The organism is Mucilaginibacter terrenus (assembly GCF_003432065.1).
GTDB classification, from domain to species: domain Bacteria; phylum Bacteroidota; class Bacteroidia; order Sphingobacteriales; family Sphingobacteriaceae; genus Mucilaginibacter; species Mucilaginibacter terrenus.
Map to the genome: position 1 here is coordinate 50,422 of NZ_QWDE01000004.1, position 25,154 is coordinate 75,575.

At 44.1% G+C, this 25,154-nt stretch carries 19 protein-coding genes; 8 read left to right on the forward strand and 11 right to left on the reverse strand.

Annotated features, from left to right (window positions below; genetic code table 11):
- Positions 1 to 75: 75 nt before the first annotated feature.
- Complete coding sequence (gene ettA, locus DYU05_RS17585) at positions 76 to 1,755, reverse strand: energy-dependent translational throttle protein EttA (protein ID WP_117384462.1); 1,680 nt, start codon at positions 1,753 to 1,755, stop codon at positions 76 to 78.
- A gap of 470 nt (positions 1,756 to 2,225) precedes the next feature.
- Here ettA and DYU05_RS17590 point away from each other — a divergent pair, with 470 nt between their 5' ends.
- Positions 2,226 to 4,766 carry an ATP-dependent Clp protease ATP-binding subunit gene (locus tag DYU05_RS17590; RefSeq protein ID WP_117384463.1) on the forward strand — a complete coding sequence of 847 codons (2,541 nt, stop codon included), beginning with the start codon at positions 2,226 to 2,228 and terminating at the stop codon, positions 4,764 to 4,766.
- Positions 4,767 to 4,947: 181 nt separating this feature from the next.
- Positions 4,948 to 5,349 (forward strand): hypothetical protein, encoded by a 402-nt coding sequence (locus tag DYU05_RS17595; RefSeq protein ID WP_117384464.1) that lies wholly within the window; start codon positions 4,948 to 4,950, stop codon positions 5,347 to 5,349.
- Positions 5,350 to 5,453: 104 nt separating this feature from the next.
- Here DYU05_RS17595 and DYU05_RS17600 read toward each other — a convergent pair whose 3' ends face one another.
- The 4 genes from DYU05_RS17600 to DYU05_RS17615 form a co-directional block, all read right to left on the reverse strand.
- A complete protein-coding gene (locus tag DYU05_RS17600) occupies positions 5,454 to 6,266 on the reverse strand; it encodes an enoyl-ACP reductase FabI (RefSeq protein WP_117384465.1) in 813 nt (270 codons plus the stop codon).
- Between the two features lie 87 nt (positions 6,267 to 6,353).
- Positions 6,354 to 8,027, reverse strand: coding sequence for a DNA repair protein RecN (gene recN, locus DYU05_RS17605; RefSeq protein ID WP_117384466.1), 1,674 nt, complete (start codon positions 8,025 to 8,027; stop codon positions 6,354 to 6,356).
- Between the two features lie 107 nt (positions 8,028 to 8,134).
- Positions 8,135 to 10,162: a M56 family metallopeptidase gene (locus tag DYU05_RS17610; protein ID WP_117384467.1), complete on the reverse strand. Its 2,028-nt coding sequence runs from the start codon at positions 10,160 to 10,162 to the stop codon at positions 8,135 to 8,137.
- Between the two features lie 34 nt (positions 10,163 to 10,196).
- Positions 10,197 to 10,580: a BlaI/MecI/CopY family transcriptional regulator gene (locus tag DYU05_RS17615; protein WP_117384468.1), complete on the reverse strand. Its 384-nt coding sequence runs from the start codon at positions 10,578 to 10,580 to the stop codon at positions 10,197 to 10,199.
- 202 nt (positions 10,581 to 10,782) lie between these two features.
- Here DYU05_RS17615 and DYU05_RS17620 point away from each other — a divergent pair, with 202 nt between their 5' ends.
- On the forward strand, positions 10,783 to 11,556 hold the full coding sequence (locus DYU05_RS17620; protein WP_117384469.1) for an MBL fold metallo-hydrolase: 774 nt from the start codon (positions 10,783 to 10,785) through the stop codon (positions 11,554 to 11,556).
- On the opposite strand, the gene DYU05_RS17625 is transcribed toward DYU05_RS17620, so the two are convergent.
- Positions 11,540 to 11,962: a response regulator gene (locus DYU05_RS17625; RefSeq protein ID WP_117384470.1), complete on the reverse strand. Its 423-nt coding sequence runs from the start codon at positions 11,960 to 11,962 to the stop codon at positions 11,540 to 11,542. The genes DYU05_RS17620 and DYU05_RS17625 overlap by 17 nt on opposite strands.
- 192 nt (positions 11,963 to 12,154) lie before the next feature.
- Positions 12,155 to 12,466: an antibiotic biosynthesis monooxygenase family protein gene (locus tag DYU05_RS17630; RefSeq protein ID WP_117384471.1), complete on the reverse strand. Its 312-nt coding sequence runs from the start codon at positions 12,464 to 12,466 to the stop codon at positions 12,155 to 12,157.
- A gap of 100 nt (positions 12,467 to 12,566) precedes the next feature.
- Between DYU05_RS17630 and DYU05_RS17635 the strand changes: the two genes are divergently transcribed.
- Positions 12,567 to 13,013 (forward strand): hypothetical protein, encoded by a 447-nt coding sequence (locus DYU05_RS17635; protein WP_117384472.1) that lies wholly within the window; start codon positions 12,567 to 12,569, stop codon positions 13,011 to 13,013.
- 277 nt (positions 13,014 to 13,290) lie between these two features.
- Here DYU05_RS17635 and gcvP read toward each other — a convergent pair whose 3' ends face one another.
- Positions 13,291 to 16,200: an aminomethyl-transferring glycine dehydrogenase gene (gene gcvP / locus DYU05_RS17640; RefSeq protein WP_117384473.1), complete on the reverse strand. Its 2,910-nt coding sequence runs from the start codon at positions 16,198 to 16,200 to the stop codon at positions 13,291 to 13,293.
- 125 nt (positions 16,201 to 16,325) lie between these two features.
- Between gcvP and DYU05_RS17645 the strand changes: the two genes are divergently transcribed.
- Positions 16,326 to 19,733 (forward strand): gliding motility-associated C-terminal domain-containing protein, encoded by a 3,408-nt coding sequence (locus DYU05_RS17645; RefSeq protein ID WP_117384474.1) that lies wholly within the window; start codon positions 16,326 to 16,328, stop codon positions 19,731 to 19,733.
- On the opposite strand, the gene DYU05_RS17650 is transcribed toward DYU05_RS17645, so the two are convergent.
- Positions 19,723 to 20,445, reverse strand: coding sequence for a pyridoxine 5'-phosphate synthase (locus DYU05_RS17650; RefSeq protein WP_117384475.1), 723 nt, complete (start codon positions 20,443 to 20,445; stop codon positions 19,723 to 19,725). The genes DYU05_RS17645 and DYU05_RS17650 overlap by 11 nt on opposite strands.
- Positions 20,446 to 20,594: 149 nt before the next feature.
- On the opposite strand from DYU05_RS17650, the gene DYU05_RS17655 reads away from it, so the two are divergent.
- Both DYU05_RS17655 and DYU05_RS17660 read left to right on the forward strand, forming a co-directional pair.
- Positions 20,595 to 20,996 (forward strand): DUF5655 domain-containing protein, encoded by a 402-nt coding sequence (locus DYU05_RS17655; protein ID WP_117384476.1) that lies wholly within the window; start codon positions 20,595 to 20,597, stop codon positions 20,994 to 20,996.
- Between the two features lie 59 nt (positions 20,997 to 21,055).
- Positions 21,056 to 22,039: a polysaccharide deacetylase family protein gene (locus DYU05_RS17660; RefSeq protein ID WP_117384477.1), complete on the forward strand. Its 984-nt coding sequence runs from the start codon at positions 21,056 to 21,058 to the stop codon at positions 22,037 to 22,039.
- A gap of 94 nt (positions 22,040 to 22,133) precedes the next feature.
- Here the strand turns inward: DYU05_RS17660 and ahcY are convergent, their stop codons facing one another.
- Positions 22,134 to 23,450 carry an adenosylhomocysteinase gene (gene ahcY / locus DYU05_RS17665; RefSeq protein ID WP_117384478.1) on the reverse strand — a complete coding sequence of 439 codons (1,317 nt, stop codon included), beginning with the start codon at positions 23,448 to 23,450 and terminating at the stop codon, positions 22,134 to 22,136.
- Between the two features lie 116 nt (positions 23,451 to 23,566).
- On the reverse strand, positions 23,567 to 24,415 hold the full coding sequence (locus tag DYU05_RS21475) for a peptidoglycan DD-metalloendopeptidase family protein (RefSeq protein WP_205771927.1): 849 nt from the start codon (positions 24,413 to 24,415) through the stop codon (positions 23,567 to 23,569).
- Between the two features lie 203 nt (positions 24,416 to 24,618).
- Between DYU05_RS21475 and DYU05_RS17675 the strand changes: the two genes are divergently transcribed.
- Positions 24,619 to 25,029: a BrxA/BrxB family bacilliredoxin gene (locus DYU05_RS17675; protein WP_117384479.1), complete on the forward strand. Its 411-nt coding sequence runs from the start codon at positions 24,619 to 24,621 to the stop codon at positions 25,027 to 25,029.
- The last annotated feature ends 125 nt before the right edge of the window (positions 25,030 to 25,154 follow it).

The window sequence follows — 25,154 nt, forward strand, 5'->3', positions numbered from 1 at the left end:
GAAGTAACAGCCACTTCCTGCATAAAAAAGGCGGCCCGAACATTTGTTCGGCCGCCTTTTTTAATGATACTCTTACTATCCAAGCTTTTTATAGCGGATTCTTTTCGGCGCAACATCACCGAGGCGCTTCTTGCGATTCTCTTCGTATTCGCTGTAGTTTCCTTCAAAAAAGTAAACCTGCGAGTTCCCTTCAAATGCCAGTATATGCGTGCATATACGATCAAGGAACCAGCGGTCGTGACTGATGATTACCGCACAACCGCCAAAGTTCTCCAGCGCCTCTTCAAGGGAACGGAGTGTATTTACGTCGATGTCATTGGTAGGCTCATCCAGCAGCAGTACGTTAGATCCTTTTTTAAGGGTGATAGCCAAGTGCACACGGTTGCGTTCACCACCTGATAGTACACCTACTTTTTTCTGCTGATCGGCGCCATTAAAGTTAAACTTAGATACATATGCCCTTGAGTTAAGCGGTCTATTTCCTACCATTACGTTGTCCAGCCCGCCGGTAACGTTTTCCCAAACAGATTTAGCAGGATCAAGGTCGTCGTGCATTTGGTCTACATAACCCAGCGCAACGGTCTCTCCCACTCTGAAGGTACCCGCATCTGGCTGATCCTGCCCCGTAATTAACCTGAACAATGTTGTTTTACCTGCACCGTTCGGGCCTATGATGCCTACTATACCGGCAGGCGGCAGCGAAAAGGTAAGGTTATCAAACAAAACTTTGTCACCGTATGCTTTGGTAACGCCGTTGGCCTCTATCACCACATTACCCAAACGCGGGCCCGGCGGAATAAACAGTTCCAGCTTTTCTTCTTTCTCCTTTGTTTCCTCGGATGCTAACTTGTCATAGTTTGACAAACGGGCTTTTGACTTAGCATGGCGCCCTTTCGGACCCATCCTCACCCATTCAAGCTCACGCTCCAGCGTTTTCTGGCGTTTGCTTTCACTTTTCTCTTCCTGGGCTAAGCGCTTAGCTTTCTGATCAAGCCATGACGAGTAGTTACCTTTCCACGGAATACCTTCTCCCCTATCAAGTTCAAGTATCCATCCTGCAACATTATCAAGAAAGTAACGGTCGTGCGTTACAGCTATAACAGTTCCTTTGTATTGTTTAAGGTGCTGCTCCAGCCAATCAATAGATTCCGCGTCAAGGTGGTTGGTGGGCTCGTCCAGAAGCAATACATCAGGCTCCTGCAACAGTAAACGGCATAGTGCCACACGACGGCGTTCACCACCGGAAAGCACAGCAATTTTAGTTTCGGGCTCAGGGCAGCGCAGTGCATCCATAGCACGCTCCAGCTTGGTATCTATCTCCCATGCACCAATAGCATCAATCTGATCCTGTAATTCGCCCTGGCGGCTCATCAGCTTGTCCATTTTGTCGGCATCGCTGTAGTACTCTTCCAGGCCAAACTTCTCATTTATGTCCTCGTATTCCTTTAGGAGGGCCATGGTGGTAGCAACACCTTCCTCAACTACTTCCTTTACGGTTTTTTCAGGATCAAGCTCCGGCTCCTGGCTCAGGTAACCAACCGTGTACCCGGGCGAGAAAACTACTTCGCCTATATTGGTTTTATCAATCCCTGCAATTATCTTAAGAAGCGATGACTTACCGGAACCATTAAGACCTATAACGCCGATTTTTGCTCCGTAAAAGAACGACAGGTATATATTCTTGAGTACAGTTTTTTGTGGCGGATAAACTTTACTTACCCCTGCCATTGAAAAAATTATCTTTTCGTCAGCCATGCTTTTAACGCGGTTTATTTAGTGGGACACAAATATAGAATGGATTTTTGCACCTGCGATTATTTTCATCTAAAATTCACTGGAGGTATTGTATTTTACAATGCAAATGTTTTGGTTTGTAATAAACCCAAACCACTTTACGGCCCCAAAACGAATGTGCCGTATTGTCATACAAGAACATGACTATATGCCCTGCTAAATATAATTTGCATAATGGGCTTAAACAATTTACAGTAATCTATATCTAAATAATAGATTTACCGTAATTATATTAACTATCAGGCGGTTTACGGAGTAACAAAACAAACAACTGCCGATTTTTATTTCATATTTACAGCCGGTGTATCATTATATTGTCTGTTTGCGATGAATGTAAAAAGTTGGCAATATTGTTGATAAATCTAAAAGCAATCGCCTGACTAATGGAAACAAAATTTTAGATTAGGACGATCATAATCAGAAAGGTATATATGGAAGCTAAATTTTCGCCTCGGGTTAAAGATGTGATACAGTACAGCAGGGAAGAGGCGTTGCGCCTCGGCCATGATTATATTGGAACTGAGCACCTTTTGCTCGGCCTCATTCGTGATGGGGACGGCGTAGCAATCAAATTATTAAAAGGGCTTACCGTTGATACCGCCAAATTACGCCGTGCTGTAGAAGATGCCGTAAAAGGAACAGTTGGCACTAACGTACATATAGGCAGTATCCCGCTAACCAAACAAGCAGAAAAAGTATTAAAAATCACTTACCTGGAGGCCAAGATATTTAAGAGCGATGTGATAGGTACCGAGCACCTGTTGCTTTCTATCCTGCGCGATGAAGATAACATTGCTTCACAGATACTTATGCAATTTAACGTGAACTACGAAGTTTTTAAAAGCGAAGTAGAATCACACAAAAATGATGTTACCGACGAAATGCCAGGTTCATCAACAGGCGGCGATGACGACTTTAAAGAGGACGATGGCTTTACACAACCGAAAAAGGTATCTGACATCAAGTCTAAAACGCCAGTATTGGATAACTTTGGACGCGACCTTACAAAAGCAGCGGAAGAAGGAAAGCTTGATCCAATTGTAGGCCGCGAGAAAGAGATAGAGCGTGTATCGCAGATACTTTCACGCCGTAAAAAGAACAACCCTATACTTATAGGTGAGCCAGGTGTTGGTAAAAGTGCCATCGCTGAAGGCTTAGCCCTTAGGATAGTTCAGCGTAAAGTATCCCGCGTATTGTTTAACAAACGTGTTGTTACCCTGGATCTTGCTTCGCTGGTAGCTGGTACAAAGTACCGCGGCCAGTTTGAAGAACGCATGAAAGCAGTAATGAACGAGTTAGAGAAATCTCCGGATGTTATCCTCTTCATAGACGAGATACATACTATTGTTGGTGCTGGTGGCGCCTCAGGTTCGTTAGATGCATCTAACATGTTTAAACCGGCTTTGGCACGTGGAGAGATACAATGCATCGGCGCTACCACGCTTGACGAGTATCGCCAGTATATTGAGAAAGATGGCGCTTTAGACCGTCGTTTTCAAAAGGTAATGGTTGAACCTGCCTCACCGGACGAAACCATCGAGATATTGAATCGCATTAAAGAGAAGTACGAAGAACACCACGGCGTTACCTACACTCCTGAAGCGATAAACGCCTGCGTTACCTTGACCACCCGTTACATTACCGACAGGTTCCTGCCTGATAAGGCTATTGATGCGCTGGACGAATCAGGTTCTCGAGTGCACCTGACCAATATCCATGTTCCGCAGAACATTTTGGATATTGAGCAAAAGATAGAGCAGATCAAGATTGAAAAGAACAAAGTTGTTCGTAGTCAGAAATATGAAGAGGCTGCAAAGCTGCGCGATACTGAAAAGCATCTTTTAGAAGAACTTGAGCAAGCTAAATCTGCTTGGGAAGCCGAAACCAAATCTAAGCGCTACACCGTATCTGAAGACAACGTGGCAGAAGTTGTTGCCATGATGACCGGTATACCAGTACAGCGCGTGGGTCAGGCCGACAGCCTTAAGCTGCTGAACATGAATGAAACTATAGCTAACAAGATCATAGGCCAGGATGATGCCATTAAAAAGCTGACCCGCGCCATCCAGCGCACACGTGCCGGATTGAAAGATCCTAAGAAGCCAATTGGTTCATTCATCTTCTTAGGTCCTACTGGTGTTGGTAAAACAGAGCTTGCTAAAGAACTTGCCCGCTTTATGTTCGACACCGAGGATGCTTTGATACAGATAGACATGAGCGAGTACATGGAAAAATTCGCTGTGTCACGCTTGGTGGGTGCGCCTCCGGGTTACGTAGGATATGAAGAAGGCGGACAACTTACTGAGAAAGTACGCCGGAAGCCATACGCTGTAGTTTTGCTTGATGAGATTGAGAAAGCACACCCGGATGTATTCAACATTCTGTTACAAGTGCTTGATGAAGGTCAGCTGACTGACTCATTAGGACGTAAAGTAGACTTTAGGAACACCATCATCATCATGACATCAAACATTGGTGCACGCCAGTTGAAGGATTTTGGTCAGGGTGTAGGTTTCTCTACCAGTGCTAAGACAACCCAAGCAGAATCTCACTCTCGTGGTGTAATAGAGAACGCTTTAAAACGTGCTTTCGCACCGGAGTTCCTGAACCGTATAGACGACGTTATAGTGTTCAACTCGCTTGGTAAGGATGAGATCTTCAAGATCATTGACATCGAGCTGGCATCGCTGTTTGGCCGTGTGAATACACTAGGCTACAAGATAGAGCTAACACTTGCTGCCAAGGAGTTTATTGCAGAAAAAGGCTATGATTCTCAATTCGGTGCACGTCCACTTAAACGCGCTATTCAGAAATATCTGGAAGACCCAATTGCCGAAGAAATCCTGAAAGGTGAACTTACAGAAGGTGATACCATGGAAGTAGATTACGACAAAGAAGCCGACGCGATTAAGATACTTGATAAAAACAAAACTGCCGGCGAAAACAAACCGGAAGAAGAGCAACAATCATAAGTTGATCTTTGATAACTTAAAGCCCTGCAGTACTACTGCGGGGCTTTTTTAGTTTAGGTATTAGGGCATTCGACTTGGACATTTGGTTAATTGCTGTATAGTTTAACCTCGCAACAAATATGTCAAAATCCAAGTTAAACCTTTTCTATAAAAATTGTTCTTATAGATATATATAACCATCATGAAAAAAACTTTATCTATCCTGTGCCTGTCTTTTATAATGCTGGCAGTTGCATCTTGTAAAAAAGAAACCATTGTTCAAGGGAACACCAATCAAACTGTTTATGCAACCAACGTATCTAATTGGGAACTCACCAACGATGGTGGTGGCTCTTACGTTGTTGATATACCTGTTTCTAAGCTCGACAAAACTTACAGCGAGTATGGTGCCGTATTAGTTTATATAACCAGACCCGGCGGTACCGAGTGGGAGCAGATCCCGGAGATATATGGCGGCCGTGCATTTAGCTTTACACATGACGTTGGCAGGGTTTCTATCTATGCCCAAAACCCAACGGGTACACTTACGAAGCCTGATCCTATTGATGTAAAAATAGTGCTAATCGATTCGAACGTCGATTAATCATCAGACTATAACAGAGAAGGCCGTCGGATATCCGAAGGCCTTTTCTGTTTATAAAGAACTGTATAGAGCAACTCCACTTGTGAGTGCAGAACAATCACCAATTACTCTCCCATTCTTTCTATTACGGCTTGCGTAACGCCGGTTGTAGAAAAGCCGCCATCATGAAACAGATTTTGCATGGTAACCATTTTGGTAAGATCGCTAAATAAGGTTACTACGTAATCAGCACACTGGCTAGCATCTGCATTACCTAGCGGACTCATTCTTTCGGCATAGTTGATGAAGCCATCAAAACCCTTTACGCCGCTACCTGCTGTAGTGCGGGTTGGCGATTGTGATACGGTGTTAACACGTACATGCTTTTTTACACCATATTGGTATCCAAAGTTGCGGGCTATGCTTTCCAAATATGCTTTATTATCTGCCATGTCATTATAGTCAGGGAATACGCGTTGGGCGGCTATATAGGTAAGTGCCACAACAGACCCCCACTCGTTTATAGCATCCAGCTTCATGGCTGTTTGCAATACGCGGTGAAAGCTCAATGCAGATATATCAAGGCCTTTATGGGTAAAATCATAATTATTGTCGGTATAAGGGATGCTCTTACGAACATTTAGGCTCATACCTATAGAATGGAGCACAAAATCAACACCGCTGCCAAAATGCTCAAGAGATTTGGTAAACAAATTAGTTACGTCCTCATTACTGGTTACGTCAGCTGGTATAACCGGCGCGTTGCATTCTTCGGCAAGCTTGTTTAGTTCGCCCATGCGCAGGGCTAAAGGTGAGTTAGTTAGTACTATTTCAGCACCTTCTTCATGGCAGCGTTGTGCCACTTTCCAGGCAATTGATTGCTCATTAAGGGCGCCGAAGATAATTCCCTTTTTACCTTTTAATAAATTGTAAGCCATCGTTTTTAGTTTTGTAAGTAGGGCAAAGGTAATTTTTATTTACGAATTCAGAATTGCGGATTTAGAGCAGATTTTGTTTAGCTGCACTTACTTTTTAAGTAGCTCCCTGGCATTCAGCAGGGCACTTTCACCAGGTTTATCCCCGCTAAGCATTTTAGCTATTTCCAAAACGCGTTCATCATCATTTAATTTCTTTATGCGTGTATTGGTAACAGCCGCATTATTGTCTTTGTATACAAAGTAATGGCTGTTGCCTTTTCCGGCAATTTGCGGTAGATGTGTAATAGTAATCACCTGCAAGTTGCCGGATAAACGTTCCATTACCTGCCCCACCTTATTAGCTACTTCGCCGCTAACACCGGTATCAATTTCATCAAAAATAATAGTTGGCAGCGCGGTATACTCCGCAATGAGAGATTTGATGCTCAGCATCAGCCGACTCAACTCACCACCAGATGCTACCTTACTCATGTCTGCCAAGGCATGCCCCTTGTTGGCCGAAAACAGGAAACGGACGTTATCAATCCCGTTCTTTGTAAGATTATCGCCCGTCCTTTGTATTTCAGTGCGCCCTGCTTCTATTTCTAACGCAGAGTTATCCATGCCCATTTCTGCAAGAGTTGTCAAAACCTTAGTTTTTATGGCAGGTATTGCCTTCTTGCGATTGGCTGACAGTTGAGCTGCAAGCTCTTCAAGTTCTGTTCTGGCTGCTGCTATCTGCTTGTTTAATTTCTCTACCGCCTCGTCCCCAAAAACAGCCTGTTGTATTTTGTCGGACAGGATATTTTGAATATCCAGCAGCTCAGCGTTTGTGCTAACCCGATGTTTCTTTTGAAGGTTGTAAATCAGGCTCAATCGGGTATTTACTTCTTCGGCACGCGCCTCGTTGGTAAATGTTTTCTGCTCTAAGCCTTCTATCTCTGCTGCTATATCCTTCAATTCAATAAGCGTACTCTTCAGTCGCTCATTAAGTTCTTCAACTTCGGGCGTAAATTTTTCAATGCCTGATAGTTGTTGCCCAGCCTCGCGAAGCTGAATTATAGCCGATGTTTCTCCTTCATGCATCAGGTAATGCGCGCCCAGCAAATTGCGTTTAATTTCTTCTGCATTATTGAGCGTGTAAAGTTCTTTTTCTAACAGCTCCTGCTCATCAGCACTCAGTCCTGCTTTCTCCAATTCATCAAATTGAAACTGGAAATAGTCAAGGTCTGCCTTGGCTTTATCATTCTCCTCTATTAATTGCTGCAACTCACTCAAAGCCTTACGGTAGGACTTGTACTTGCCCTTGTAATTATTCAGCAATTCTACGTGACCTGCAACTCCGTCCACAACCAGCAACTGGAACTCAGGGTCGTTTATTTCCCGTGTGGCATGCTGAGAATGTATATCAATAAGCTTTTCGCCAAGTTGCTTAAGCTTGGTTAGATTTACCGGCGTATCGTTAACAAAAGCTCTTGATTTACCATCAGCAGATATCTCCCGGCGCAACACAGTGTCGCTATCATAATCAAGATCATTTTCTTCGAAAAAGCCCGATAGATGAAATCCGTTTATCTTAAATGCGCCTTCTATAACACACTTTTTTTGCTGATTGAAAAAGTACTTGCTCTCTGCCCTTTGCCCCAATATAAGCGACAAAGCACCAAGAATGATAGATTTACCTGCCCCGGTTTCGCCTGTTAGAATATTTAACCCGGCGTCGAACTCTATCTCCAGATTATCAATAAGGGCATAATTGTTTATGGTCAGCTTTTGAAGCATAAAAAAAGTATCCTCGCTTTTGAGGATACTAAATTACGGTTTTAGAACTTACTGCTGATGCTTTTTCTGGATTACAACTGCATTAAAAACATTAACTTATTGTGTAACTAGGGCTTTTCTGCGGGCTCTGGCTTTTCAGGTGCTTCAGGCTTCTCTGGTCTCTCCGTACTTTCAACCTTCTCGCTGTCATCTTTGTTGTCATTCCAATTAAAGTTTTGTGGATGTGTTTTTCTCCACTCCTTAACCTTTGCTTTAAATTCGGCGGATTGAGTGTAAGCTCTTAACTTATCTGCTGACTCCCTTAATAATTTTTTCTGCTTTTCAATCTCAGGATTATTTGCATATGCACGCATTTTGTCGCCCACCCTTCGCATGTCTTCCTGCTGTTTCTTCATTTCAGGATTGTTAAATGCCTCACGCATGCTTTCTCCCATTTTGCGCATTTCGTCACCGTCAAGGCGCATTGCGTCGCCGCGGTTTCTCATCTGATCGCCCAAACTCCGCATTTGCTGAGTAGTTTGTTTAATCTCCGGTGATAATGTTTGATCCAACTCAGCCTGGTACTTTTTATAATTTTCGTCCCTGCTGTCATGATATTTATCATCGCTTATGCCATACTTTTTCTTAAGGCGATCGTTAGTAGCTTTAAACTCTGCGGAATTAAAATATGTCTCTACCTTTTTACCTAAAGCTTCCATTTGCGCGCCGTTCTTACTCATTTCAGAGTCTTTACCGCCCCATTTTGCTTCAAATTCTTTGCCCAGCTTTTCCTGCTTTGCAGTAATCTCTTTCATCCTGTCGCTGTTGTAAAAGGCCTCTATTTCCTTTCCGCGCTTCTCCAGATCGGCACTGTAGGCTTTAAATTCGTTACTGTCATAATACTTACTTACAACGTCAGAATGCTTTTGCACCTCAGCACTTAGCTCCTCAAGTTTTTTATCCTTCAAACCATCGCTATAATTGTTATTGTAGTTGAAGTCGAAATTGGTTTTGTATTGCTGAACTTTATACTTTTTGGTTTTCGCAGCAGTACGCGGTTTGGCTAATTTCTTCTTAGTAGTATCAGCAAACAGTGTACTGATAACTTCCGCAGGTTTAACGGGCGCAATGGATACTTTACCGTTCTTTATTTGAGGATTAAGCCAGGCTATGCTGCTTAAGCTGCCAAATAATAATATCATGGCAAGCACCAGGTGGCGCATATTGCCTATTTTTTGTTTTGTTTTCATGATGCGTTCAATTCTGGTAAGTAAATATTGTTTTTTTGTAGTGGCGGCAAGCGCCAGTTGCAGGTTGCTCTGCCTGCGCTCTTCGAGTTTAAGTAGCGCACGTGCGTAAATCAGCGGACTATTGGTAGTTTGTACTACGAGGTCATCGCAGCAGTTCTCGCGTTCGCTGCTTATTAAACGATTAATCATCTGGGCAAAAGGATTAAAGAACAGTAAGGAATTCACGATCTGCTGCAGCAGATTGATCAGATAATCGTTTCGTTTTATATGAGCGAGTTCGTGCAGTAGAATAGATTCTGTTTCGGCAATTGAAAGGTTCGTAGCGAGGGATACCGGCAGCAAAATCACAGGTTTTAAGAAACCGATCATGCAGGGCACATCAACCAATTCGCTAAATTTTACTTGCACATACCGGTTAATAGCAAGCAACTCAGCAAATTTGTCGGTAATAAACTGCATGTTTGCAGCAGGTAAAAGCGCTTTCCTTATTTGATGAAGCCTTACCTGGCAATAGCTCAATTTAAAAAGGTTTATAAGCAACCCTGTAAGGTAAAATATCGAAACATAAGGCAAAAACCCCGATATTAAGATATAGTATCTACTCGCAACAGCCTCCAAAGGTGTTACATTATTTTTCAAACCAACAGTTGGTAAAAACATTCCACCCGACGCGTTAACATTGGAGGTCCAGCTAAAGTTGCCAGCCTCTCTAAACAGGGTAACAATAAACCATACCGATATACCTAAGATAGCTACCACAGCGAGATTGTACTTCTTGATGGATGAAAATTGCGGAACCGCTATAAAAATTATCCGCAGCACAACCCATATCAATAGACCCTGCCAAAGTGAGTGAAGAATGGCTATACCTAAAACATGGCTGATGTTGTAAGATAGAACAGACATAAATTGCTATTTAATTCACTTTAATAAACTATTGTTATTCTTTATCCTGTCCGCCATCGAACTTGTCTAGAAAGTTTCGGATAGCGTCTAACTCATCCCTGGATGCACGATGCTGGCCAAGCGCCTGTATCACAAGGTCAGATGTTGAACCTTTAAAAACCGTAGATAAGATTTTATCTAAAGCGCCTTGCTGAGCCTGTTCCCGGCTAATAAGGGCTTTGTACAGATGTGTTTTTGCATCGGTGTTGCGCACCACTAATCCTTTTTCGTGCATTATTTGCATAAGCTTAAGTGTAGTTGTGTATCCCGAATCTTTGTTTTTGGAAAGCTCGTCATGCACATCACGTACTGAGCATTCGCCTTTTTTCCAAATCACCTGTAGTATTTCCAGCTCGCTTTCTGTTGGTTTTAAGTCCATTCTATACTTATTACGAATTCCTTCGTACAAATATGTACGATAAGTTTCGTATATCAAAATTATTTTTAATTTTTCTTTTAAAGACCTTGTTCTTGGTAAGAGACATCTAAAGCCACCCTTGTGTTACAAGCTTTTGTCATTTATCTGCACATTCCACATCATAAACTTAGTTAGCTGTATATTTGCAGCACATTTAAAAACCATGGAAATTTTTGTGCTGGGCGAGGGCTCTTATTCTGTTGACGCTACAAAAAAGTTTATACCGTTTAATCCGGAGACAGACAGTCGCAAAGACAGACCCGGTTCCTTGTTTATACATGTTAATCCATTCCTGATTAAAACGGCCACAGATTTGATATTGTTAGACGCGGGGCTGGGTTATAAGGATACCCGTGACGAGTTGTTACTGCATCAACATATCCGCAATGCTGGTTTTGATCCTGAGGAAGTTACCCTGGTACTCATGAGCCACTTGCATTACGATCATTCCGGCGGGTTAGTTGTAGAACGTAATGGAAAGCTGAAGCCAAGTTTTCCTGAAGCCGAGCACGTGATTAATAAGCAGGAATGGGAATACGCACTAACGGGGGCATCGTCTTCTTATCACAAGGAAATCGTTGAATCGCTTCAGGGCAAAATAAAGCTAACGCTGGTAGACGGAGTTGGCGAGTTTAAGCAGGGAATCAGATATGAACTGAGTGCAGGCCACAGCAAATTTCACCAAGTGTTTTGGTTCGATATGGAAGGTAGCAAAGTTTTCTTTGGAGGAGACGAACTGCCCGAACCTGAGCAGTTATTACGAAAATTTGTTGCTAAGTATGATTACGATGGCCACCGCAGCGCCGAATTGAGAATTGCTTACGGCAAGATAGCAGCAGCGGATGGATATACCTGCTTATTTTATCACGCCCGAGCTAATGCAGTTGGTACAGTAAGTTACAATGGCGAACAGTATACGGTTACGCCTCTTCCTTAACTTCAAAAAGCTCTTTTATTTTATCAACGTTTAATGGTTTAGATACAAAATCTTTTACCAGCGGATAAGAACGCGCTTTGTTGATGTCATTGCTAAAAACAGAAGATGAAATGATAAAGATTTTTGTCTTACTAAGCGGGTCTATACCTAAACGTTTATACTCGTCCAGGAACTCCCAACCGTTCATGATAGGCATGTTAATATCCAGCAAAATGTAATCAGGAAGTTTAGCCGGATCCTTGTCCTGAATCTCCATTAACTGGTCTATGGCAAACTTACCATTCAGGCATGCCATGATGTCTGTGTTCAATAATGCTTTCTTAATAAGCTTAATGGAAATAAAATTATTGATCTCATCATCATCAACCAATAAGACGCTTACGGTTTTGGTACTGTTAGGGCTCATATACGATCTTTATACGGAAGCTATAATCAAAAAGTTGTATTCCTATTAGTTGTAATTTACAAATATACTACCACTTTATGGCGCAACGTAGTAATAAACGATTAGATTGAACAGACGGTTGTCCAACATTTTTGTTACATATTTACACCGGGTTTTTTATTAGCTGTGTATAAAACAGTTAACTGCCATTACTTAAAAGCCATAATCGCGTTCTACAAGGCAAATTCTTACTTTATATTCCTCATACCACTTATCTCGGCCATACTTTTGAGCAAGTAAATGACTGGTGTTCGCCTTCCATGTCCTGATTGCGTCCGTATTTTTCCAGTAAGATACAGTTATTCCCGTGTCGTTCCTGGCAGATTCTACACCTAGAAAGCCATCTTGCTCTGTTGCCAATCGTACCATCTCGGCAGCCATGTCACCGTACCCCTCATCAACACCGGTGCGGATGGACGTAAATATTACAGCGTAATAAGGGACGGGAGGAGTTTGAGCAATCATGTTATCGGGCAAAATAGCTTAATGCAAAGCTGACATTATTTCTCAAGATAAAACAATTTCCTGAAACAAGCTTTAAAGTAATAAGCTAAATCACACTACTATGAAAACCATCAGATTAACTTTCTTGGCAACGGTATTAGTTGTACTAACCTCTATAACCAGTTACGCACAAAAGGTTGCAAACTACGCTGCAGGTAAGCCGGGTACAAGCTCCTATCGTGGGTATAGCTTTTACCTTACCGGAACAAAACCAACTGAAATAAGCTTCAGGAGCGGCGCCGACCGTAACGAAAGCAACGTAACCTATAACGGTAAAGCCACCTACAACGGCAAAAGGTGCTTTAAAATGACGTTGACAGGTAATAAAGTGTACTACGCGTACCCTGTTGGCGACAAACTAGCGATAGTGAATGCTACATCAAAAAAAGCAGAGACTTACACCTGGGAGTACGAAGGCCCGGTAGATGGCCGCGGGACGTTTTGTGAAGCCTGCGCCGAGGACGAAAAAGAGGCCATGAAGCTGATGAAATCCAGCTACCTTAAATAGCTCAAGTGTTCAAAAGTGTTCATCTTTTTTTGTGCCGACGCAATTTGAACACTCAATGCAGGCTAAAAAATTCCTTTAAAAAAAGCGCCAAATTGGCTCTGTAAAGGGACTTTTTGCAAGAAACCTATTCAGAAAACTTCAAAAACCGCACGAAAAAAATGCACTAAAAAAAGATTTATTTGCATCGAAGCCAAATATTACAGGTAATAATTGGCGATTTTAATGCTACGAAAAAGGCCACCCAAAGGTGGCCTTTAAATTTATAAAAAACTTATTCTCACGTGCCGTACTCCGGTGTGGTTACTTCACTTTCTTCAAACTCGTAATCGCTAAGCGGCGGGCAAGAGCAGATAAGCGTACGGTCACCGTAGGTGTCGTTCACCCTGCCTACTGAAGGCCAGAATTTGTGCTGCGCTACATAAGACAGCGGGAAGGCTGCTTTCTGGCGGGTATAAGGATGCTCCCACTCATTGCTGGTGATAACGGCAGTTGTATGCGGCGCATTCTTTAACGGGTTATCCGCCTTGTCTGACAAGCCTTTTTCAATATCTTCTATCTCATGACGGATAGAGATCATGGCATCGCAAAAACGGTCAAGCTCATGCTTAGGTTCCGATTCGGTTGGCTCCACCATTACGGTACCTGCAACCGGGAACGATACTGTTGGCGCATGGAAACCGTAGTCCATTAAACGCTTTGCAATATCGCTCACTTCAACGCCTGCCTGCTTAAAGGAGCGGCAATCCAAAATCATCTCGTGTGCGCAACGGCCGTTAGCACCGGTATATAATACCGGATAGTGACCGCTCAGGCGCGCTTTAATATAGTTGGCGTTCAGTATGGCGTACTTGGTAGCATCAGTTAACCCTTCGCCGCCCATCATGGCTATGTAGGCATGTGAGATGATCAGGATTGATGCTGAGCCCCATGGTGCCGCAGATACAGCATGGATGGCCTTGCCATTATCAATATCAACAACAGCGTGACCCGGCAGATAAGGAACAAGGTGCTTGGCTACGCCAATTGGGCCCATACCAGGGCCGCCGCCACCGTGAGGTATACAGAATGTTTTATGCAGGTTAAGATGGCAAACATCCGCGCCAATGTTAGCAGGACTGGTAAGGCCTACCTGCGCGTTCATGTTAGCGCCGTCCATATAAACCTGTCCGCCGTTCTGGTGTATGATGTCGCAGATCTCGATGATCGACTCCTCAAATACCCCGTGGGTGGATGGGTAAGTAACCATCAGGCACGATAGATCGTTCTGGTATTGTTCTGCTTTTGCTTTCAGGTCAGCAACGTCTATGTTTCCGTTGTCGTCACATTTAACAACCACAATCTTCATTCCTGCCATAGCTGCAGAAGCCGGATTGGTACCGTGTGCAGATGCCGGGATAAGCGCCACATTACGGTGGCTGTCTCCTCTATCATTATGGTAAGCACGTATAACCATTAAACCCGCGTATTCGCCCTGTGCACCCGCATTAGGTTGCAGGCTCATAGCCGCAAAGCCGGTTATCTCACTTAACCATTTATTCAGTTCATCAAACAGCTGCATATAGCCGCCCACCTGGTCGGCAGGGGCAAACGGGTGCATTTTGCTGAATTCCGGCCAGGTAACGGGTACCATTTCGGTAGTTGCATTCAGCTTCATGGTGCATGATCCCAGCGCAATCATGGAGTGGCAAAGCGAAAGATCCTTTGCTTCCAGAGATTTTATGTAGCGCAGCATCTCATGTTCTGAGTGGTACGAGTTAAACAGTGCGTGTGTAAGGTATGCTGAAGTACGCTGCAAGCCGGCAGGAATTACCGACTCAACACTTTCTTTCAGTGTATCAAAATTAGCATCATTCAGGGTTTTGCCTTTTACTTTAGCAAACAAGCGCACTAATGTCTTTACATCTTCAACAGATGTTGTCTCGTCAAGCGAGATGGTCACTATGCTGCCATTGTAGTGAAGATTTGCCTCGTTGTTCAGCGCTTCCGAATGTATCGGGCCAGCCAGTTCGCCCAGGTCAAACTTCAGAGTATCAAAGTAAGCTTCGTTTAACTGTTGATAACCCAGGGTATTTAGCGAATTTGCCAGTAACACAGATAAGCCATGTATACGCTCAGCAATCAGTTTTACACCTTTGGGGCCATGGTATACAGCATACATACCAGCCATAATAGCTAATAGTGCCTGTGCGGTACAAATGTTAGATGTAGCCTTGTCGCGGCGGATGTGCTGCTCGCGGGTTTGTAAAGCCATACGCAACGCATAGTTACCGGCAGAGTCAATAGTTACCCCAATAATGCGACCGGGTAAAGAACGTTTGTATTCTTCTTTAGTAGCAAAGAATGCCGCATGCGGTCCACCAAAACCCATCGGTACACCAAAACGCTGGCTGCTGCCAACTACAACATCGGCACCCCACTCACCCGGAGGCGTAAGCAGTGCCAGGCTCATCAGGTCAGCAACTACGGTAAGTTTTATGTTTTTGGCGTGAAGTTCGCTGGCAAAGTCGGCGTAGTTGTAAACCGCGCCATGGCCGGCCGGGTACTGTACTATGGCGCCAAATACCTCATCCGTTAGCTCGGCGGTACGGTGATCACCTATTTGCAGTTTTATGCCGTAAGGCTCGCTGCGGGTTTTTAAAATGTCAATTGTTTGCGGGAAAAGCTCCTCGCTTACAAAGTAGGTGTTCGCTTTAGTGTTTTTACGCAGGCTGTACTGCATAAACATAGCCTCGGCAGCAGCGGTACCTTCGTCCAGTAACGACGCGTTGGCAATCTCCATCCCGGTCAGGTCGCTTATCATGGTTTGGAAATTCAGCAGCGCCTGTAAACGGCCCTGGGCAATCTCGGCCTGGTAAGGCGTATATTGGGTGTACCATCCGGGGTTCTCGAGGATGTTGCGCTGGATTACTCCCGGAACAATCACATCATAATAACCCTGGCCTATGTACGTTTTAAAAACCTTGTTTTTAGAAGCGGTTACCTTAAGTGTGTTCAGATAATCAAACTCACTTTTTGCCGGAGGCAAATTCAAAGGATTTTTTAAGCGTATACGGGCCGGAACCGTCTCGTCAATCAGTTGGTCTATTGTTTCCACACCAACCGTTTTCAACATTTTAGCGGTGTCGCTATCGTTCGGTGCAATGTGCCTCTGCTGGAATTTTTCCTGGTAATCTATGTTCAGCTTCATTGAATATGGGTATCCCTTAAATTTACCGCAAAGGTACTATTTTGCTATACGAATAGCAATTGAGTAATAGTTTACTTACAATGGTTTTACAACAGAATTACGTATTTTGCAGACCCTGATAGTGTATGTTGCGGCGAATATTTTTACTACTAACCCTTGTTGCTTTTTTTCACTGCCGCGCAAAAGCCGAAATTTTTGTAGTGACCAGCAATGCCGATATTGGGCCAGGCACCCTGCGCGAGGCTTTGACAAAAGCTGCGGCCAACGGTGTTGCTGAAAAAGACTATATCAATTTCAATTTACCGGATTTAAGCGAGGCGGGTAGGACAATAATCCTTTCTTCACAATTACCGGACGTAACAGGGTATGTGGTAATCGATGCTTCTTCACAGTTGGGTACCACATTTGGTGTAAGCGGCGCCAGGATCTGCCTGTCGTACATTACGGACAGGGATACACCGCTATCAGGACTATCAATCCGAGATGTGAGCGATGTAGAAGTATATGGATTGTACCTGACCAAGGCAAACGATAACGTCAACAGCAAAGGCGATCTCCTCAATTTCACACTCGGTTTCGAGATTGTCAACAGTACGAATATCATTTTAGGAGCTGCCGGCAAAGGCAACGTTTGCGACAGGTTTTATTTCCCGATCATGACCAATTTTATGGAAACAGGGAATTCAACAATCAACCTTACTTTAAAGGCCAACATAATGGGCGTTGCACCTGACGGTAAAACTTTATCCATCAAATGGGAACAAGAAAGCACCCTTTTTGAAACTTACGGCAACGTTGTAATAGGTGGCACACCCAACGAAGGGAATGTATTTGCAACAGGCCTGTCTCTTTGGGGAGGCAACGAATACGCAGCGGCACCAAGAGGCGACCTAGTTATTAAAAATAATCATATAGGGGTAGATCACGATGCCACCACATCATTCGAGCAGGGACTTAATGTGGGGACATCCTCGCTGACGCCAGCCAACAGCATCAGAATAGAGGACAATGTGGCCGGCGCAACGGGCGGCTTCGGCGCGATATGGGTGAGCAACAGTACATCCAAGCTGATTATGCTGCGTAATTTTATTGGGACCGACAAAACCCGTACACACAAGTTTGATGTGATACAGGGTATTATGGTGGCGGGTTATTACGGTTCTGTACAGATAGGTAGTGATGATCCCGGAGATGCCAACGTAGTTGGATACTGCAAACCACTTTTCTTAGTGAATGACCTTAATGTTCACTTTAACAAAAATAGTTTTTTTTGTGTCAAAGATGCATCTCCGATATACCTGGCAAGCCTTTATACACCGCTTACCACTATCAGCATAAGTAATATCACTGCATCTTCAATATCAGGCAATGCTACCCCGAATGCTGCCGTTGAATTGTTTTACGCCGATAAATGCGGCACCTGTGCACCCGAGACCTATTTTGCATCTGTTACGGCAGATAACGCTGGTAATTGGCACTATGAGGGAGCTATTACAGGCACAGTTATAGCCTCGGCAACCTTCAATGGATCCACCTCAGAATTTACAACTGCAACTATAGATGTAACCTCAGTAAAGGTGATAAGTGCCTGTAATGGAAAAGGCTCAATAACCGGGGTTGTACCCGCAAATGTGCAAAGCTTTAAATGGGTAGATGAGCAGGGCAACACAGTTGGCAATGAACGCGATTTAATTGACGTAAAGCCCGGAAAGTACCAGATGATTGCTTCAAATGGCGATTGTGTTGCATCAACGCCGTATTATGAGATCGTGGAAGGCTTTGAGGTTTCGGCAACTCCTCCTGCGGTTAAAAAGCCCACCTGCGGAGAAAGCAATGGAACTGTCACGGGCATTAAACTGACCAATAATACAGGCACTAGCATAATAATCAGCTGGAAAGACGCCAGCAACAAAGAATGGGGTACAGGCGTTGACCTTACAGGCATCCCCGCAGGCAGCTATACCATGTATGCTACATCTGCCGAAGGATGCATAAAAACTTACGGTCCTGTTATCGTGATTGATGAAAATGCCCCGACGATTGATCAAACCCAGGTAATTCTCACAGACGCAACCTGCGATAATTATGATGGATCTATAAAAGGCCTCACAGCAAAAGGTACGGACTTGAGATACTCGTGGGCAAATACAAACGGAAAAACGTTTGGCGGCGGTAGTATTGATTTAGAAAATGTACCCGCAGGTACGTACATACTTACTGTAAAGTCGGGCGCTTGCACGGCTGTTAGCGAGCCCATCACCATACAAAGCGCCAACGGGGTTTCAATTACAGGTACCGCTAACGTACAATCAGAGCGATGCGAAGGCAACAACGGCTCTATTACCGGTCTGGAGGCCAATGGTGCTACAAAAGTCGAATGGAGAAACGCCGGCGGCACGCTTGTTGGCTCATCAATAGATCTAAAGAACATAGCTGCCGGCGATTACTTTTTGACGATAAGCAACGCGACCTGTACTTATTCAACAGAGTTTCAGGTAGCAAAGTTGCAGCCCATATTATTTCCAGATTTTCCGGCCAGCTACGTAAAATCGTGCGCAGCGTTCCCCACCGGCAGCATTACACTAAACACCGGTAACTCGCCCAGCCAACCTATTAACTACCGCTGGGTGAATAGTAAAGGTGATAATGTTGGCTTCGACAAAACTGTGCAGTTTTTAGCTAAAGGAGACTACAAGTTATACCTCACCGACCAAAATGGCTGCGAGAACTTGTATAAAAGCTACACCGTTGAAGAATATTCACCAATGGTAGTAACCACATTTGGCACCATTACCAATATACAATGCGGGGTAGGTACCGGCAGGGTGTCATCCACCATTGTCACCGGCGGGAGCGGCCATTATGAGTACCAGTGGCTGGATAGTAACGGCAATGCTATTTCCGGCCAAAATCAATCCTCCATTGATAATGTACCCGTTGGTGATTACAAGTTGCGGATAACTGATGGCGGCTGCAACCTGGCAGAACTCCCCTATTCTATAATTGATGTAAGCGCCACACCTCCTGCACCAGTTGCCAATAATGTGCAGTTGTCCGGGGCAGGGAGGGGACAAATAACAATAAAAGATCCTTTTCCAACAGCTATTTACCGCTTGTATGACTCTCAAAGTTCAACCCAGTTTATTGATGAGCAAATTGGGGGCAACTTTGATATACAAGTATCCGAAGGGAGAAGTTACTACGTAAGCCTTACCTATGGCTATTGCGAAAGTGCACGTACCAAAGTACTGGTATCGCTGTGTATAACTGCTAAAGATATAGCCACTGCTTTTACACCAAATGGAGACGGCATAAACGATTACTGGATGATTAAGGGGCTTGAATTTAATAACGCAGCTACTGTACAAATATTCAACCGTTACGGAGACAAGGTGTTCCAGTCGCGCGGGTACTCAAAACCTTTTGATGGCACTTTAAGCGGCAAACAATTACCATCTGGAACGTACTACTACGTCATCAATACAGGTACAAGCTGCGGGCAGTTCAGCGGGAACGTAACCGTTATCCGTTAACCAGTTGTCGTAGATACATCTGTATGGTATTCTCTAGACCATAGTAAAGTGCGTCGCTTATTAAAGCATGCCCGATGCTTACCTCATCTAAAGCAGGGATGTTCTCTGCAAAGTATTTAAGGTTATGCAGGTCCAGGTCGTGGCCAGCGTTTATACCCAGGCCAAGCTCATGCGCTTTCTCCGCAGCTTTCACGTAAGGGGCTAAGGCCTCTGCTTTATTTTGGTGATAACCTGTGGCGTAAGCTTCGGTGTAAAGTTCAATTCGGTCGGTACCCGTTGTAGCAGCAGCCTCTACCATGCCAATTACAGGATCGACAAAGATGGAAACACGTATGCTCGCATCTTTAAACACTTTAATAATATCCTGCAAATACTGCTGATTTGCCACAGTGTCCCAGCCATGGTTAGATGTTATTTGCCCCAGGGCATCCGGCACCAGCGTTACTTGCTCCGGTTTTGAGGCGAGCACAAGGTCTACAAACTTTTGTTCCTGGCAGTTTCCTTCTATGTTAAATTCCGTGGTTACGATCTTTTTAAGATCGAACACATCCTGGTAGCGAATGTGGCGCTCATCCGGCCGGGGGTGTACGGTAATACCCTGCGCACCAAACCGCTCGCAATCTTTTGCTACCTGAACCAGATCGGGATTGTTGCCCCCGCGCGAGTTACGCAGCGTAGCTATTTTATTGATATTTACCGACAGACGAGCCATAGTATGGAATGTTTAGCGGCAAATATCAGCATTATGAAGCTTTAAAAAAAGACCGGCGCGGTCGGCTTCCTCATTATAGCTTGTTTGGCACTTCGATAGTAATCTCTTTCAAGGTTTACTCTTCATCCTAAATTTTTATAACTTTAACAATGCCCTACATTTGCCCAAAGTGCGACCGCGAACTAGTAAACGAAAGTCAGCGACATTATTGCGCAAGGGTGAGCCTCGACGATTTATTTAAAGGTAAGCCTGATGAGTTATTGTTGTTATTCGACAAGCTGTTGGCAGAGGTAGCAGACTGGCCCGAAGTGCTGGTGGGGACCACACCCAACTGCATCACGTTTGTACACCGCCAAACGTTTTTTGTAATTCGCCCGATGCAAAAGTTTCTTGATCTAAAGTTTTATACCCCGGAGAAGTTAGAGCAGCCACAACTCTATAAAAGCGTGGAAGTTGCGGGCCGTTACCAGCATAATCTTCGGTTAAGCAATGTGGCTGAGCTTCAACCACAGGTATTTGCATGGATAAGGACATCTTATGAGTTATTGTAAAAGATTAAACCAGATTGATCGAATTGCTAGCTACGTATATCTTTTGTATTTATTAGAACATGATTAAACACGCGCTTGCCGTACTGCTATTTGTATTCGCCTTTACTACAACTGCTTCAGCACAAGCTGACTTCAGATCGCTGGATAAATACGAGGTTTACTTTGGGACAGCCAGACGTTTCGGCAAAACCTGGCTTACATTGCGCCGTTTTGAGGATCATGGCCGTAAATTTTTGCTTTTAGTTGATCAGGCGACACTTAATACGCGAACCGACCTGGAGAGCAACTACACGGTGCAACAGATGCCTTTAGCAGATTTAAGAGCGGCCTTTAAATACTTGCCGTATGTAAGAGCCCTCTCATCTACAGAACAGCATTCGGTAGCGGTGCAGGATGCAGGGATAGAGCGTGGGTTGCCAAAGGAGACCGGCATCAGCCTGACAGCAGATCTTTGTCCATCACACCGCTCATTGGATAAACGAATTTTTGTTGATATCCTCAACGAATTTAAAGCTGTGGAGCGGCCGGTGCCGGTAGCCCTGTCGGTAAGTGGCTTGTGGCTAAACAAGCATCAGCAAGACCTTGCCTGGCTTAAGCAGATGCAGAATGATCATGAAATTAACATCACCTGGGTTAATCACTCTTACAAGCACCGGGTTAGTTTAAAAGCTCCGCTAAAGCGCAATTTTTTGCTTGAGCCCGGCACCAATATTAATTATGAGGTTCTCGAAACTGAAAGGGATATGCTAAGGAATGGGCTGTTGCCATCAGTATTCTTCAGATTTCCCGGCCTGGTATCTGATCAGCAGCTTGTTTATGAAATCACCGGCTTCGGGCTTATTCCAATTGGTACTGATGCGTGGCTTGCAAAGGGACAACAGCCGCGCGCGGGCAGCATTGTGCTGATACATGGTAACGGCAACGAACCAATAGGTGTAACGGACTTTATAGAACTTCTAAAATCAAAAGCTGCCGACATTGCACATAAGCAATGGCTTTTGTACGACCTTCGCCAAACGGTCGACGATGAATTTGAGCAATAAAGCTTAAAAATGTATCAGCAAAAAAGGGACATGGCTCACACCACATCCCTTTTAGTCTTATCTTGATTCCTGACTCTAATCGTCCTGATTCTACCTAGTAACGGTAGTACTCCGGTTTGAACGGCCCTTCCACAGTTACGCCAATGTATTCCGCCTGGTCCTGATCTAGTACTTCAAGTTCCACACCAATTTTAGCAAGGTGTAAGCGGGCTACTTTCTCGTCCAGGTGCTTAGGCAAGGTATATACCTTTTTCTCGTAAGCGTCGGTATTTGTCCAAAGCTCAAGTTGTGCAAGTGTTTGGTTGGTAAACGAGTTACTCATTACAAAACTTGGGTGGCCGGTAGCACAACCCAGGTTTACCAAACGACCTTCGGCAAGTACAATCACGTCTTTACCTTCAATAGTGTATTTATCTACCTGAGGTTTTATCTCAATTTTGGTATTGCCGTAAGCACCGTTCAACCATGCCATGTCAATTTCATTATCAAAGTGGCCAATGTTACATACGATAGCTTTATCCTTTAAAGCACGGAAATGCTCTTCGCGAACAATGTTCTTGTTACCTGTAGCTGTAACAACAATATCAGCCTCGGCAATTGCAGTAGAAAGTTTCTTCACTTCAAAACCTTCCATAGCTGCTTGTAGCGCGCAAATAGGGTCAATTTCAGTAACAATAACACGAACGCCAGCATTACGTAAAGAATCTGCAGAACCTTTACCTACGTCTCCGTAACCGCAAACAACACCTACTTTACCCGCCATCATTACGTCGGTTGCACGGCGGATAGCATCTACTAATGACTCACGGCAACCGTATTTGTTGTCGAACTTAGATTTGGTAACAGAGTCGTTGATGTTAATAGCCGGCACCAATAAAGTACCTGCTTTCATGCGCTCATATAAACGGTGTACACCGGTAGTAGTTTCTTCAGAAAGGCCTTTAATGCCCGCTGCCAATTCAGGATATTTATCAAACACCATGTTGGTAAGGTCACCACCGTCATCAAGTATCATGTTAAGCGGCTGGCGATCTTCGCCAAAGAACAACGTTTGTTCTATACACCAGTCAAACTCTTCGGCATTCATGCCTTTCCAGGCGTAAACAGAAGTGCCGGCAGCAGCTATAGCAGCAGCAGCGTGATCCTGGGTAGAGAATATGTTACATGACGACCAGGTTACCTGTGCACCCAATGCTTGTAGCGTTTCAATCAATACAGCGGTTTGTATGGTCATGTGCAGGCAGCCTGCTATACGTGCGCCGGCAAGTGGCTGGCTCGCGCCATACTCCGCACGAAGTGCCATCAAGCCAGGCATTTCTGCTTCGGCCAATTCAATTTCTTTGCGGCCCCACTCGGCCAGTGAAATGTCTTTCACTTTATTCTTAACGTATGCAGTTTCTACTGTAGACATAATTTTAATTTTTCACAAAAATAGGCAATAAAAATCCCCGGAAGAAATGGTGTATCATCCGGGGAACTTTATTGCCCTATGGCAATCTTGTCTTCAATTATCTATCCTGGTAGGGCTTACATGTTCAGGCTTAAATACTGTTTAGGGTTAACCGGTTGTCCATTCTTACGAATTTCATAATGAAGGTGCGGACCGGTTGAGCGGCCGGTAGACCCAACCTTACCAATAACATCTCCTACCGTAACGCGCTGCCCTTCGCGTACACTAATCTTGGACAAGTGGCCGTACCAGGTTTCCAAACCATTGGTATGTTTTATTTTAACGCAGTTGCCGTAACCTCCTGCGCGGGATGCCCATATCACTCTGCCGCTTGCTGTACACTTTACAGCATCCCCTTTCTGGCCGCGGAAATCAAGACCCGGATGAAATTCGCTTCCGCCAAAATCAAAAGGGTTGCCACGGTAGCCAAAAAATGAAGTAAAAGAGCTAAGCTTTGGGTAACCCATAGGCATGTAGGCAATGTTATTTACCAATTTATCTAAATAGGCGTTAAACTCGCTATACATTTTAGTATCGTTCTTTTTGTTGCTGATGTTAACTGTTTTAAAAGAGATACTGCGCAGGCCGCGCTTGCTTAGGTAATTATTTATGCTCTTTAATTTTGATTGAATGCTTTCTATGTAGCCCACTGCTTTGCTGCGGTTGCCTTCCTTTTCGGCAGACGCAAGCATTGCATCTTCGGTGGTTTTGTCTATCTCACCTTGCAGTGTTGCAATCTGCGAGTGCAAACGGCTGTTTTCCTGGCTTTGCTGTACCACTTGGTTGTTAAGGCGCATAATGGCCGACATAAGCACCATCACCATAATAAGTACTACTGCTATACCAAATTTTAACCCGTTAAAGTGCTTTGCTTTTACCTGTACAACCCGCGGTTGAGGCTGATTTTTTTGAGAAATAATGCCCATTACCTAAATGCTCGATTTTTAAGTTTGTTCTTTAGTTAATTAATCAGGGGGTTCGGTTTTACCCGAACTGCAATTTAGCAAGAAGTTTTAATTTCCTGATAACGTGCCGAACATAATCCGAACGTCAATTATTACAGTTTATTCTTTTACGCTCCCCTATTAATTAATGTTATGCTATTTTTGTAGAAATTAAGCGAATAGATATGTACCCAGAATATTTTGTAGCCCCGATGAGGGCAGAACTTACCAAAGTTGGTTTTGAAGAATTGAAGGATGCCGAATCTGTAGAGAAAGCTATAAAAAGCGAAGGCACCGTGTTTGTAATGGTAAATTCTGTATGCGGTTGCGCCGCTGCTAACGCCCGCCCTGCTGCACGTATGGCCGCGCAGAACGAAAAACATCCGGACAAACTGGTAACTGTTTTTGCAGGTATGGAAAAAGAGGCGGTAGATGCAGCCCGTAACCTGATGCTGCCCTATCCACCATCATCACCATCAATGGCTTTGTTTAAAGATGGCGAGTTAGTGCACATTATAGAGCGCCACCAGATAGAAGGCCGTCCTGCACAAATGATAGCAGACAACCTGATAGGTGCTTTTGAGCAGTATTGCTAAGCAGAATCAAGATTAGAGAATCAGGATTTAAGATAAGGACATCATACATGTCAAAGGGCCGGAACTTAGTTCCGGCCCTTTGTTTTTTTCCTGATTCTTGACTCTTAAATCTTGATCCCTTTCTC